The 13,151-nt window shown below is 63.3% G+C and carries 11 protein-coding genes; all 11 read right to left on the bottom strand.

What is annotated here, in order from left to right; translation table 11 throughout:
• Positions 1-73: 73 nt before the first annotated feature.
• The 11 genes from AC5P8C_RS16035 to dnaA all read right to left on the bottom strand — a co-directional run bounded on the left by AC5P8C_RS16035 (position 74) and on the right by dnaA (position 13,106).
• Positions 74-487 carry an ExbD/TolR family protein gene (locus AC5P8C_RS16035; protein ID WP_005411740.1) on the bottom strand — a complete coding sequence of 138 codons (414 nt, stop codon included), beginning with the start codon at positions 485-487 and terminating at the stop codon, positions 74-76.
• A 3-nt stretch (positions 488-490) separates the two neighbouring features.
• A complete protein-coding gene (locus AC5P8C_RS16030; protein WP_005411739.1) occupies positions 491-916 on the bottom strand; it encodes an ExbD/TolR family protein in 426 nt (141 codons plus the stop codon).
• A 62-nt stretch (positions 917-978) separates the two neighbouring features.
• Positions 979-1,740, bottom strand: a complete 762-nt coding sequence (gene exbB / locus AC5P8C_RS16025; protein ID WP_004132614.1) for a TonB-system energizer ExbB — start codon at positions 1,738-1,740, stop codon at positions 979-981.
• Between the two features lie 93 nt (positions 1,741-1,833).
• Positions 1,834-2,499 (bottom strand): energy transducer TonB, encoded by a 666-nt coding sequence (locus AC5P8C_RS16020; protein WP_495219163.1) that lies wholly within the window; start codon positions 2,497-2,499, stop codon positions 1,834-1,836.
• A 143-nt stretch (positions 2,500-2,642) separates the two neighbouring features.
• On the bottom strand, positions 2,643-3,830 hold the full coding sequence (locus AC5P8C_RS16015) for a tetratricopeptide repeat protein (RefSeq protein ID WP_021204595.1): 1,188 nt from the start codon (positions 3,828-3,830) through the stop codon (positions 2,643-2,645).
• A gap of 132 nt (positions 3,831-3,962) precedes the next feature.
• Entirely contained in the window at positions 3,963-4,769 is an 807-nt protein-coding gene (locus AC5P8C_RS16010; RefSeq protein WP_495219086.1) for a M48 family metallopeptidase, read from the bottom strand.
• A 71-nt stretch (positions 4,770-4,840) separates the two neighbouring features.
• Entirely contained in the window at positions 4,841-5,686 is an 846-nt protein-coding gene (locus AC5P8C_RS16005) for a CPBP family intramembrane glutamic endopeptidase (RefSeq protein ID WP_019658800.1), read from the bottom strand.
• A 67-nt stretch (positions 5,687-5,753) separates the two neighbouring features.
• Positions 5,754-8,213, bottom strand: a complete 2,460-nt coding sequence (gene gyrB, locus AC5P8C_RS16000; protein WP_019658799.1) for a DNA topoisomerase (ATP-hydrolyzing) subunit B — start codon at positions 8,211-8,213, stop codon at positions 5,754-5,756.
• Between the two features lie 112 nt (positions 8,214-8,325).
• Positions 8,326-9,420 (bottom strand): DNA replication/repair protein RecF, encoded by a 1,095-nt coding sequence (gene recF, locus AC5P8C_RS15995; RefSeq protein ID WP_495219084.1) that lies wholly within the window; start codon positions 9,418-9,420, stop codon positions 8,326-8,328.
• A gap of 978 nt (positions 9,421-10,398) precedes the next feature.
• Entirely contained in the window at positions 10,399-11,499 is a 1,101-nt protein-coding gene (dnaN, locus tag AC5P8C_RS15990; protein ID WP_005411731.1) for a DNA polymerase III subunit beta, read from the bottom strand.
• A gap of 275 nt (positions 11,500-11,774) precedes the next feature.
• Positions 11,775-13,106 (bottom strand): chromosomal replication initiator protein DnaA, encoded by a 1,332-nt coding sequence (gene dnaA / locus AC5P8C_RS15985; protein WP_019658797.1) that lies wholly within the window; start codon positions 13,104-13,106, stop codon positions 11,775-11,777.
• Positions 13,107-13,151: the final 45 nt, after the last annotated feature.

The following is a 13,151-nucleotide window of genomic DNA, read 5'->3' as shown; positions in this document are numbered from 1 at the left end:
GCATAAAAAAAAACGCCCCTGTCTCCAGGGGCGTCTGCAGTCGCGTCATGACTGTTGTGTTGCGGTGTAGCGATTACTGCTGCACAAAACCGATCTTCTTCATCTGAGCGTTCTTCGCAGCGGCCAGAACCTTGGCCATCACGTCGTACTCGGAATCCGGGCTGGCGTCGATGCGCAGTTCCGGCTGGTTGGTCGGGTCACGCTGGACCTCCTGCTCCATCCGCTGCTGCAGCTCACTGGTATTGATCGGGCTGTTGTTCCACGAGACCTGGTTGCTGGCGTCGATCTTCAGTTCGATCGGCGGCGGCGGTTCGACCAGCTGCGGCGGTGGGTTGAGCACGCGCTGCGGCAGGTCCACGGCGATCGGGTACGTCATGATCGGCGCGGTCACGATGAAGATGATCAGCAGAACCAGCATCACGTCCACGAGGGGCGTGACGTTGATGTCTGCCATGGGGCCCTTGCCACCACCACTACTGAATGCCATGGCTTATTGCCCCTTTTCTTTGGTCGCGACGAAGCCGACGTCAAGCATGCCCTGCTCCTGCGCGACCTTGGTCAGGTCGTTGATGACACGCATCTTGGTGGTGCGGTCACCACGCAGGTTCAGCGGCGGCTGCGGGGTCTGCTGGGCGGCGGTCGCCAAGCGCGACTCGAGAGTCTGCTTGTTGATTTCTTCGTCGTTCCAGTAGATCGAGCCGTCTTCCTTGACTGCCAGGGTGATCGGTCCGGAACGCTTTTCAGCGTCTTCCGGCTTCTGGATCAGGTTGGCTTCCGGCAGATCCACCTTGACCTTGTGGGACATCAGGGGCGCCGTGATGATGAAGATGATCAGCAGCACCAGCATCACGTCCACGAGGGGCGTAACGTTGATGTCGGCCATGGGGCCGCCGCTGTTACCACTACTGAAAGCCATAACGGGCTCCGTCTAGATCTTGGTGACTACTTACGTTCGTCGCTGGGTGACGCGCGCCGCAATCAGCGGACGCGCGAGCCGGTGGCGAAGAAGTCGTGCAGGTCGTGCGCGAAGGTATCGAACTTGCTGATGGTCGCGCTGTTGATCTTGCTGAAGAAGTTGAAGGCGAACACGGCCGGGATCGCGACGAACAGACCGATCGCGGTCATGATCAGCGCTTCACCCACCGGGCCGGCAACGGCGTCGATCGAAGCGGAGCCGGTGGCACCGATCTTGATCAGCGCGCCGTAGATGCCCCACACGGTACCCAGCAGACCGACGAACGGAGCGGTTGCACCGACGGTGGCCAGCAGGGTCATGCCCGACTGCAGCTTGTTGCTTTCGCGGGTCACGGCCTGACGCAGGGCGCGGTCGACGAACTCCGAACGGCTCAGGTTCTCACCCACGCCGCCGGTGGCGCCGCCTTCAGCGCGCTGGTGGTGGGCAGCCGCCTGGGCAGCGTCCAGGGCGATCTTCGAGAACGGCTCGGAAGCCGGCTGTTCTTCCATCGCACGGATGGCGTCCTGCGCGTTCGGGGTGTCCCAGAACAGGCTGACGACGCGATCGGCGGCGCTCTTCAGGCGGGTAGCACGGAAGATGTTGATGACGGTCCAGTACCAGGACATGGCCGACATGACGACCAGGGTCAGCAGCACGACCCAGGAAACCGCGAAATCACCCGGCTTGGTGGTCATTTCGTGGATCAGGTGCTCGAAGCCCATCTGCGACAGGGCGTTGGACGGATTGCCCCCGGCAGCAGCGGCGATGAAAATTTCCTGCAGCATGACGCTTACCTTTGTTGTGTGTGGTGATAAAGGGTGTAGCTAAGCTAAACAATCGAACCGGGAGCGGGGGTGGCCGGCGGCCACCCGGGCGCATCAGTTCAGCGCAAAGTTGACCGGAACGCGAACGCGACCTGCCGTCTTCTTACCGCCTGCTTCAGCGGCGTTGAAGCGCCACTTGCGAGCCGCTTCCATCGCAGCACGGTCCAGGTCGCGGTTACGGCTGGACTTTTCCACCGTGACATTGGTGACGTTGCCGCTGGCATCGACATCAATGATCAGGATCACTTCGCCCTGGATACCCGCGCGGAAGGCTGCCGGCGGGTAGCGCGGCGGATTCATGGCCTTCGACGAGATGTCCACGCTGGCCTCGATCGAGGTCGGCGGTGCCGGCGGTGCCGGCGGCGACGGCGGGGTGACGATGTCGTTCGGGCGCGGCTCCGGCACGTCCACGACCGGCGCCTGCGGCGGCGGCGGGACCGGCGACGGCTTCGGCGGCGACAGATTCTTCACCGGCGGCGGTGGAGTATCCGTCGGCGGCGGCGGCGGCGGCGGGGGCGGCGGCGGCGGTGCGTCGACGATGGTCACCATGACGTTGCGCTCCTTCTCCGCAACGGCCTTGGGAGCCACGGCGGGAATGAGGAGCATCATGAAGGCGGCCAGATGCAGGGCAATTACAAACGCGATGCCGACGATGCGAGGCCAGCTCAGCCCCTTGTCATCGGGTTGTTCGTACCGGTGAACGACTAGTTGTTCCGTCATGCGCCAAGAGCTCAATAGTGGGGCCGGGATGCCGGGGGCGGAATCCCTGATCAGCGGTGCATGACACCGCAGGAACCTCCAAGCTTATACCAATCCTGAGCGCCTGCGCATCAACTGTGCAGGCATTCAGGCGTTATTCCTACTTACTTCAGGTTGATGATTTTCTTGGCATCAGCCTGGTTCTTCACACCCTTCGCCAGCGCCTGCTGGGCGGCCTGCTTGGCCTCCGGGATACGACCTTCGGCATGCAGGACGCGTGCCAGGTTCAGGTAGGTCTCACCGTCCTTGGACAGCGGGGCAGCCTTCTGCCACGCATCGATCGCCTGCGGCACCTGGTCGGAGTAGTAGTAGGACTGGGCCAGCGCCAGGTAGACCTGGTAATCCGGCTTCAGGATGCCCTTCTGCAACCCTTCGTTGATGACCGCGATGACGTCCTTTTCCTTGTGTTCGGTGTTGGCATAGATCGAGTACAGCTGCTTGTACTCGCGCTCTTCGGTGAGCTGGCCGCTGCTGCGCAGCTTGTCCATCACCGCGGCGGCCTTTTCCATCTGGTCGGCCTGCATGTACATGCTGGCCAGGTTCAGCTGGGCCTTCTTGTCGTTCGGGTTCTTGGCGGCCAGAGCCTCGGCTTCCTTCACCGCTTCGCCGGACTGGCCGGCTTCGGCGAGGGCCGCCATCAGCAGCTGGTTCCAGTTGTCCTTCGGTTCGGTGGCACCGGCGATGGCCTGCTTCAGCACCGGGATCGCTTCCTGGTAGCGCTCCAGCTGGTACAGCGCCTGGCCCTTGGCGATCAGCTCTTCCGGCTTGGTCGACTTGCTCTCGGCGAAGTACTTGTCCAGGGTCGCCAGGCCTTCGGCGGTCTGGTCTTCCTGCAGCTGCAACTGGCCCAGCATCAGCATGGACTGGAAGTGGCCGTTGTTGTCCAGGCCGTTGAACTGCAGGACCTGCTTCAGGTAGGCAATGGCAGCCGGGGTATCGTCGGTCTGGTAGGCAGCCTGCGACGCCAGCTGCGCGGCCAGCGACTTGTCATACTCGTTCGCGGCGCTGTCAGCCAGGATCGCGTCGGCCTGCGTGCGCGTCTCCGGGAACTTTTCCTTGTTGTAGCTGTCAATCATTTTCTGAAGCTTGCTGCCCAGCTTGGCCGATGCCTTGACGGTCGGCTCCTGGCGGGTCGCGTTGGGGTACAGCGCTTCGGCCTTGGCCTGCTTGCCGCCGCGGTTGCCACGCTCGGAGGAACGCGAGGATTGCGCGAAGGCATCAGTGACCACGGCGCCGGTCAGGGCGGTCGCGACGAGGACGGAAAGCACAGCTTTGTGGTTACGGAAAATCATCGTTCACCTCGATCGAACCGCCGGATAGCGGCAAAGTCGGACTGTCAGAAAAATCTGAGCCGCCAAACGTATCAGAAACAGATGGCGTGAGAAATCGTTTTATGTGCTGCAATACAGCATAGAACTGCGCACTCATCCGCACTTTGGCCGCAGCCCGGCGGCCTGCGCCTGCTGGTAGACCGGCGTCAGCCCCGGCGCATCGCGCCGCAGTTCCTGGATGCGGTTGGCCGGATCAGGGTGGGTGGACAGCCACTGCGGGCTGCGGCCACCACTGGCAGCCATCATGTTCTGCCACAAATCGACCGCCTGCGCCGGGTTGAAGCCGGCCTGGGCCATCAGTCGCTGGCCGATTACGTCGGCCTCGCTCTCCTGGGTGCGCGAGCCGGGCAGCAGGAAGGCCGCCTGCGCGCCCATTCCGCCAAGCTGGTTGACCGTGCTGGCGGCACCTTCACCGTACGCCGCACCGGCCAACGCACCGAGCACCGCCAGTCCGGTCTGTGCGCCCATCTGGCGGGTGATGCGCTCTTCGTGGTGACGGGCAATGACATGCCCGATTTCATGGCCGATTACGGCGGCCAGCTGATCCTGGTTCTTGGCGACGGTGAAGATGCCGGTGTTCACGCCAACCTTGCCACCGGGCAGGGCAAAGGCGTTGGGCTCCTTGTCGACGAACACGGCCGTCTCCCACCGTACGCCACGGTATTGAGGCGGCAGCTGCGCGACCAGAGCGTTGACCACGCACTGCACATAACCGTTCTGGCGGCCGTCGGTGCTGATCTTTTCCTTCTGCTTGGTTTCGGCGAACGCCTGTTCGCCGAGCTGGTCCAGCTGTGCCTGCGACACACCGCCCACCATCTGCCGGCGGCCGGTAGGGGAGGTCGTGGTCGCGCAGGCGCTGACCAGGGTGGTGATGACAAGGGCCAGCAGCAGTTGTTTCATGGGTCCACCCCCGTGTTCATATGCGCAGTGTGTAGCGTAGCGGCTTAATCTTTCGTCAAGCGGACACGGCGTTACGTTGCCCCGAAAAACACAAGCGCGGCAAGCGCCACGCCGTTGTTCAGGGCGTGCGCGGTGATCGCGGCCCAGAGCGTGCCGGTGCGCTGGTACAACCAGCAGAACGCGGCGCCCATGCCGCCATAGACCAGCCACAGCTGTGCGATTTCGGCCGGGCCGTTTGCACTGGTGCCAGGGATTTCATGGATCAGGGCGAAAGCAAGGCTGCTCAGTACAATACCCAGCCACGGGCGCCCCGCCTTCCACAGGCGTCCAAACAGCACGCGGCGGAACAGCAGTTCCTCGTAGGCCGGTGCCAGTACCACCGCGAACAGCATCAGGAACAAGGGGAAGCGCGCGATCGCGCTCTGCATCAGCGCCAGGTTGGTGGGGACCGGTTCGATGCCGAACTGCTTGGCCAGGAAGGCGATACCGTTGCTGCCCAGCACGATCAGGGTCGCCACCAGCAGGGTCCAGCCCCAGGTGGAGGGGCGGCGCAGTGCCTGGCGCGACGCATGACGTTCGGCGGCGTTGGCCGGCCGTCGCCAGAAGTACAGCAGCAGCGCGGCGCCGCCGGTGGCAAACAGCGCCATGAGAATCTGCGCAAGTGCGCCGGGCTGGCCCAATGACGCCGCCACCGAACTGGCGTCGGGTGCGCCAGCGCCGGCCTGCGCGGTCGCGTAACCGACCACCACGCCACGGTACAAGCCCCACAGCACGCCGCTGACCAGGCTCAGGCCGAACAACGTGACAGCGGCGATGCCCAGGTCGATGAAGAACCCCGCCAACGGCGAAACCGCACGCGGCGCGACAGAAGACGGCGGAACCGGGGGCGGAGCGGAAACCGGGGCGGATGCGGACATCAGGTACCTGCGTTCAAGAGTCGAAAGCCGGCGCGCCTCCCCGCGCGCCGGCCGTGTCCGGATTGTGTCAGATATCCAGGTTTGCGACCTTCAGCGCATTGTCTTCGATGAAGTCGCGACGCGGTTCGACGACATCGCCCATCAGCGTGCTGAAGATCTGGTCGGCAGCGACAGCGTCTTCGATGCGCACCTGCAGCAGTCGGCGGGTCTCCGGATTCACCGTGGTGTCCCACAGCTGCTCCGGATTCATTTCACCCAGGCCCTTGAATCGCTGGATCTGGCGGCCGCGCTTGGCCTCCTCGAGCAGCCAGTTCTGTGCCTTGGCAAAGCTGTCCACTTCGATCGACTTGGCGCCGCGGGAAATGGTGGCGCCTTCGCGGATCAGGCCGTGCAGCAGCTTCGAGGCCTGATGGATCGCGCGCAGTTCGCCGCTTTCAAACGCCGACATCGGCAGCACCTGGACGTGCTGTTCGCCCATGTGGCGACGGGTCACCAGCACAGCGGCCGGGCGCTCGTCGTTGGCTTCCTGCAGTTCCAGCGTAAAACGCGGGCTGCCCAGGCTGCCCTGGTTGAGCCGCTTGGCAAGTGCATCCAGCCCTTCGCCTTCACCCGCACTGCGCAGGCTCTCCAGGTCCATCGGCACGAAATCGACCAGCGCTTCAAGCAGGTTGCGGTCGTAACGATGTGCGTTGCGCTCGATCGAATCCAGCGCGGCCGCGTAGGCCAGAAGCAGCTTCTCCAGCGCAAGGCCTTCGATGCCCGGTTCGCCGGTGGCCGGCACCAGCGTGGCGTTTTCCACCGCGCTGCTGGCCAGGTAGCTGTCCAGCGCCGGGTCGTCCTTCAGGTACAGCTCCTGCTTGCCCTGCTTGATCTTGTACAGCGGCGGCAGGCCGATGTAGACGTAACCGCGCTCGATCAGTTCCGGCATCTGACGGTAGAAGAACGTCAGCAGCAGGGTGCGGATGTGAGCGCCGTCGACGTCGGCGTCGGTCATGATGATGATCTTGTGGTAACGCAGCTTGTCCGGGTTGTACTCGTCGCGGCCGATGCCGGTGCCCAGCGCGGTGATCAGCGTACCGACCTGGTCGGAGGACAGCATGCGGTCGAAACGCGCGCGTTCCACGTTGAGGATCTTGCCGCGCAGCGGCAGCACTGCCTGGTTCTTGCGGTTGCGGCCCTGCTTGGCCGAACCACCTGCCGAGTCACCCTCGACGATGAACAGTTCGGACAGCGCCGGATCCTTTTCCTGGCAGTCGGCCAGCTTGCCCGGCAGGCCGGCGATATCCAGCGCGCCCTTGCGGCGGGTCAGGTCGCGGGCCTTGCGCGCGGCTTCACGCGCGCGCGCGGCGTCGACGATCTTGCCGGCGATCGCCTTGGCTTCGTTGGGGTTTTCCTGCAGGAACTCTTCCAGGCGCGCACCAAAGGCGTTTTCCACCGCCGGACGCACATCGGAACTGACCAGTTTTTCCTTGGTCTGGCTGGAGAAGCTCGGGTCCGGCACCTTCACCGACAGCACCGCGATCATGCCTTCGCGCATGTCGTCGCCGGTCAGGTTGATCTTGGCCTGCTTGGCGATGCCGTTCTGCTCGATGTAGTTGTTGAGCACGCGGGTCAACGCACCGCGGAAACCGGCCAGGTGGGTACCGCCGTCCTTCTGCGGAATGTTGTTGGTGAAGCAGTACATCGTCTCCTGGTAGGAGTCGGTCCACTGCAGCGCCACCTCCACGACGATGCCGTTGTGCTCGCCAGTGACCGAGATGACGTTCGGATGCAGCGGGGTCTTCAGCTGGGCCAGATGCTCCACGAAGCTGCGGATGCCGCCTTCGTAGTGGAAATCATCGCGACGGCCATCACCACGCTCGTCGGCAAGGACGATCTTGACGCCGGAGTTCAGGAACGACAGCTCGCGCAGGCGACGGGCCAGGATGTCGTAGTGGAATTCCACGTTGTCGTGGAAAGCGACGGTCGACGGCCAGAAGCGCACCGTGGTGCCGCGCTTGGTGGTGGTTTCCAGCTTGGCCAGCGCGGTCACGGCGGCGCCGTTGCTGAACTCCTGCTGGTAGTGGAAGCCGTTCTGGAACACATCCACCACCAGCTTCTGCGACAGCGCGTTGACCACGCTGACGCCGACGCCGTGCAGGCCGCCGGAAACCTTGTAGCTGTTGTCGTCGAACTTGCCGCCTGCGTGCAGGACCGTCATCACCACTTCGGCAGCGGACACTTCGCGACCAAGCTTGGCGCTCATCTGCTCGTGCTTGCCGGTCGGAATGCCGCGGCCGTTGTCGGACACGGAGACCGAGCCATCGGCGTGGATGGTCACTGCAACGTGGTCGGCGTGGCCGGCCAGCGCCTCGTCGATCGAGTTGTCGACCACCTCGAACACCATGTGGTGCAGACCGGTACCGTCATGCACGTCACCGATGTACATGCCGGGACGCTTGCGGACAGCCTCCAGGCCTTCCAGGGCCGTAATGCTGTTGGCGTCGTAGTTGCCGTTGTTTGCCGGGGTGTTCTGTTCGTCGCTCATTGCGCTTGCCGTAGGCTCCGCAGGTCGGCCACCGCGTGGAGCGGTGTGCCGAGAATGAAAGGATTCCAACCCGAATTATACCAGCCGGGGTCGAGCGGCCCTGGTGTGCCCACTATGGCACAGCCATGATCTGTGCATGTTCCACGTGGAACCGGGCGATGTCGGTCAGCGCCTGCAATGCCGCCGGGGTTTCGGTGGCGGTGATGAAGATCTGTGCCGGGCCATTGAGCAGGCGCTCCAATACCCGCGCCTGGTGAGTGCGATCCAGTTCCGACGCCAGATCATCCAGCGCGATCACCGGCCATTCCCCGCGCTGTTCCGCATAGTCCTCGGCCTGCGCCAGCAGGCATGCCAATGCCGTCAGCTTGGCTTGGCCTCGGGACAGCGCATCGCGACCAGGAATGCTCTGGAAATCCACGCTCCAGTCTGCCCGGTGTGGGCCGACCGAGGTATACCCGGCCTGCCGGTCCCGTTCCCGGGCCAGAAGCAGGGCGTCGGCCAACGGAAGTTCATGCCGCCGCCAGCCAGGGCTCAGGTCCAATCCCTGGATGCCCAGTTGCGGCGCCAGGCTGGCGGCCAAAGCTACAGTGCGCCGCTGTAGACGCTCCAGGTAGTGCTGGCGGCGGCTGGTCAGCGGTTCTCCGGCCTCGGCCAGCTCGTGATCCCAGGTATCAAGCATCCGCGACGGCCCGCCCTGCTTGAGCAGGGCGTTGCGCTGCTTCAGCGCCCGGGAGTAGCGGCGCCACAAGGCCAGAAAATCCGGTTCCACGTGGAACAAGCCCCAATCGAGGAAGCGGCGGCGGGGTTCGCCACCACCACTGACCAGTGCGTGGCTTCCGGGCTCGAACGTCACCACGGCCAGTGCTGCGCAGAGATTGCCCAGCTGCGCGACATCTTCCCCGTCCAATCGCCCCTTCCAGTCCTGGCCACTGTGGCGCAACCCGGCTTTTCGGCGGTGGGGCGGGTGATTGGCACGCTGTTCGTCCCATTCAACGAAGATTTCCAGCGCTTCCTGGCCTTGCCGCACCAGACCGTCGCGCACTCGACCACGGAAGCTGCGCCCATACGCCATCAGATGCAGGGCTTCGAGCACGCTGGTCTTGCCGGCACCGTTGTCACCGGTCAGCAGGTTCAATCCCGGCTGGGGCGACAGGTCCACCGCACTGAAGCGACGCAGTTGATGCAAGGCGAGGCGGCGGATCTGCATGGGGCGCGAAAGACCATCCGCACGAGGCGGTAGAGGGGCAGGGAATCCATCAGCTTACTGCATCGGTCAAGCCGGGCGCGGTGGCAGGCCGGTCGAGCCGAAGGTGCAGCTTCTGCACCATCGATGGACGCGCTCCACGTGGAATGCGGATGACGCGCTCGCACGTTCCGGGCCGCAAAGGCCCGAAATTTCTTCAAATCTGCGCGAGGTTCCAGCGTCCAGGCCCTCGGATTTCGCCGATTTCGCGAGCACTGCAGGGCCACCCGCTGGACACCTCGCGGGTGGCTCCGACGGATGACCCCGCCGATTCCTTCAAATCTGCGATCCGATGCCTTGGAGGGTTCCACAGATTTCAAGAAATTCAGGACGCTCGTTCCACGCTGTCCACAGCGGGGATGTATGACTTATACACAAGGTATGGGCAATCTGTGGATAAAAAAGCCCTTTTGTTAAGCGCTCAAAACTATCCACAGGTTACCCCCCAGCCCGAGGACCCTCTATACAGGGGGTTTCAGGCTCATAAATCCCTTTAAAAACAAATAGATAATACATTTTTCCACGAAATCTAGCTCTACCATCACCACCACGCTTTAGATTTATACCCAGATTTAGAAGCTAGGATTTCCCAAAATTGCCCCCGAGCCGGTCTGTGGACAGTGCCGTTTGCAGAAGCGGAGGACCTCCTCCAGGAAGAGGATCTGCTGCTTCCAGCAGTGAAGATCAGGACAGCGAAGTGGGATATGCGAAGAACTCGCTGCCAGAACCCCCAAAACATGGAGCCCGACGAGCACTGCAAGGCGACCCCCCACGGTCCTGGATCCTGAGTTGCTTCGAGCAAGCGAGATCGAGTTGGTCTGGAGCCAAGCAGGGCGCGTCCGGACTTTCTCCGATCTGTTTCGACAATGCTCCACGTGGAACATAAAAAAACGCCCGGGAGGTCCCGGGCGCTTCTGGGTTCCACGTGAAACAGCGTTTCCGTCAGAGACGCAGCGGCATCACCACGTGGCGCGACTTCTCGCTGCTGGATTCACGCACCAGCGCCGAGGAGTTGGAGTCGCGCAGCTGGATGATCACTTCCTCGTCGCGCAGGGCAGAGAGGGCATCCAGCAGGTAGTTCACGTTGAAGCCGATGGCCAGATCACTGACCGTGGTGTCAGCTTCGATCTCTTCCTGGGCTTCTTCCTGTTCCGGATTGTGCGCGCTGATCTTCAGGTTCCCCGGCGAGACTTCCACGCGAATGCCGCGGTACTTCTCGTTGGACAGGATCGCGGCGCGCTGCAGCGAGGCGCGCAGGGCTTCGCGGTCCACCTTCACTTCACGGTCGGCACCGATCGGAATCACGGCTTCATAATCCGGGAAGCGGCCGTCGATCAGCTTCGAGGTGAAGGTGACATCGTCGCGCTTGACGCGGACATGGCTACGGCCAACTTCCAGCTCGATCTCGCGATCGCCGCTTTCCAGCAGGCGCTGCAGCTCGGTCACGCCCTTGCGCGGCACGATGATCTGGCGCTTGGAACCGCTGGGCTTGGCCAGGTCGGTTTCGCAAAGGGCCAGGCGATGACCGTCGGTGGCGACGGTGCGCAGCGCATCGCCGCGCAGGTCGAACAGCAGGCCGTTGAGGTAGTAGCGCACGTCCTGCTGGGCCATCGCGAACGCGGTGCGCTCGATCAGCTCCTTCAGGGTTGCTTCGCCGATGGCCACGCGCTCGGTGGCTTCCACCTCGTCCACCGACGGGAAGTCATTGGACGGCAGGGTGGCCAGGGTGAAGCGGCTGCGACCGGCCTGCACGGTGATCTTGTCACCGGTCTGCGAGACGGTGATCCGGCTGCCGTCGGGCAGGGCGCGGATGATCTCGAACAGTTTGCGGGCGGGAATGGTGGTTTCGCCGTCCTGGGCATCTTCAACCGCGATCCGCGACACCATCTCCACTTCCAGGTCGGTACCGGTCAGCGACAGCTGGCCGTTCTGCACCTGGACCAGGAAATTGGCCAGAACCGGAAGGGTCTGGCGGCGTTCGACCACGTTGACGACCTGTGCCAACGGCTTGAGAAAGGCTTCGCGCTGCAGTGTGAAACGCATGTGGTTCCGTGCCCCTATGCTTTAAAAAATGTGGAATAAATCAAAAGCTTGGTGGTGCTGGTAGAGACAGAATCGCTGGAAAACAACGCTAAGTCTTTGTAAATAAAAGAGTTTCTGGCCTCGAAACCCTCTGTATTACCGACCCCCAGAGGGTGGGGAAAGCTGTGGGTAACTCCAGCGCGATTTCAAACGCCATTTTTATCCACAACGTGTCCCGCGCTTGCTACCGGATTCTGCACCGTTTTGTGCGATGACGCCTCATCGGCATCCGTGCATCATTCGCTCAGCTTCCGGATCAGCTTGTCCCAGTCCTCGCGAAGCTTGCCGTCGGTTTCCATCAGGGTCCGGATCTGGCGGCAGGCATGCAGCACCGTGGTGTGATCGCGACCGGCAAAGGCGTCGCCGATCTCGGGCAGGCTGTGCTCGGTCAGTTCCTTGGTCAGGGCCATGGCGACCTGGCGCGGGCGGGCCAGCGAGCGGGTCCGACGCTTCGACAGCAGATCCTTGATCTGCAGGCCGTAGTAGTCGGCAACGGTTTTCTGGATGTTGGGAATGCTGATCGCCTGCTGCTGGGCGCGCAGCAGGTCGCGCAGGGTTTCCTGGGCGAATTCGGTGGTGATCGCGCGGCCGGTGAAGTTGGCGCGGGCGGTCAGGGTATTGAGCGCACCTTCGAGGTCGCGCACGTTGGAGCGCATCTTCTTGGCGATCAGGAACGCAACATCATCGGGAATCTCGGCGCCACGTTCGCGCGCCTTGGCCAGCACGATCGCGGCGCGGGTCTCGAAGTCCGGCGGTTCGATCGCGACCGACAGACCCCAGGCAAGCCGCGACTTCAGGCGCGCTTCCAGGCCTTCGACCTCGCGCGGATAGCGGTCGCAGGTCAGGATGATCTGCTGCTTGCCATCGAACAACGCGTTGAAGGTGTGGAAGAACTCTTCCTGGGTGCGGTCCTTGCCGGCGAAGAACTGGATGTCATCGATCAGCAGCGCGTCGACCTGCTGGAACTGGCGCTTGAACTGATCCATGGTCTTTTCCTGCAGGGCCCGGATCATCGCGCTGAAGAACTGTTCCGAACGCAGGTACAGCACCTTCGCGCCCGGATTGGCCTGGCGCATGGCGTTGCCGGCGGCGAACATCAGGTGGGTCTTGCCCAGGCCGGTGCCTCCGTACAGCAGCAGCGGGTTGTGCGCGCGGTCGCCCGGCTTCTGCGCTGCCTGGAAGGCGGCGGCCAGGCCCAGCTGGTTGCTGCGGCCTTCGACGAAGTTGGCGAAGGTGTAGTGATTGTCCAGATTGCCGGCAAACGGCACCTGCGGTTCGCTGGACACAGGCGCCGACGACGTGGAAACCGGCGCGTTCTGCGTCTCCACAGGGCGCGGGCGCGAGCCGATTTCAAGAAAAACGTCGCTGAAACCGGCGAAGTGAGCCAGCAGTTCGCGGATCCGGGCCAGGTACAGCTCGCGGACCTGGTCGACGATGAAGGCATTTGGTGCATACAGCACCAGGCTGTCCACGCGCAGATCGGCCTGCAGCGGCTTCAACCAGGTATGAACGTCTTCCGGCGGGAACTCCGCTTCGAGGCGCTCGAGACTACGGGACCAGGCATCCATCAGCAATAATCGTCCGGTGGCCGGTGCATGGACGCGACAAGGCGC

Source organism: Stenotrophomonas sp. YJH_SMC_46, assembly GCF_059370315.1.
The sequence above is the reverse complement of the archived record's forward strand: the minus strand, read 5'-3'. Positions and strand labels throughout refer to the sequence as shown.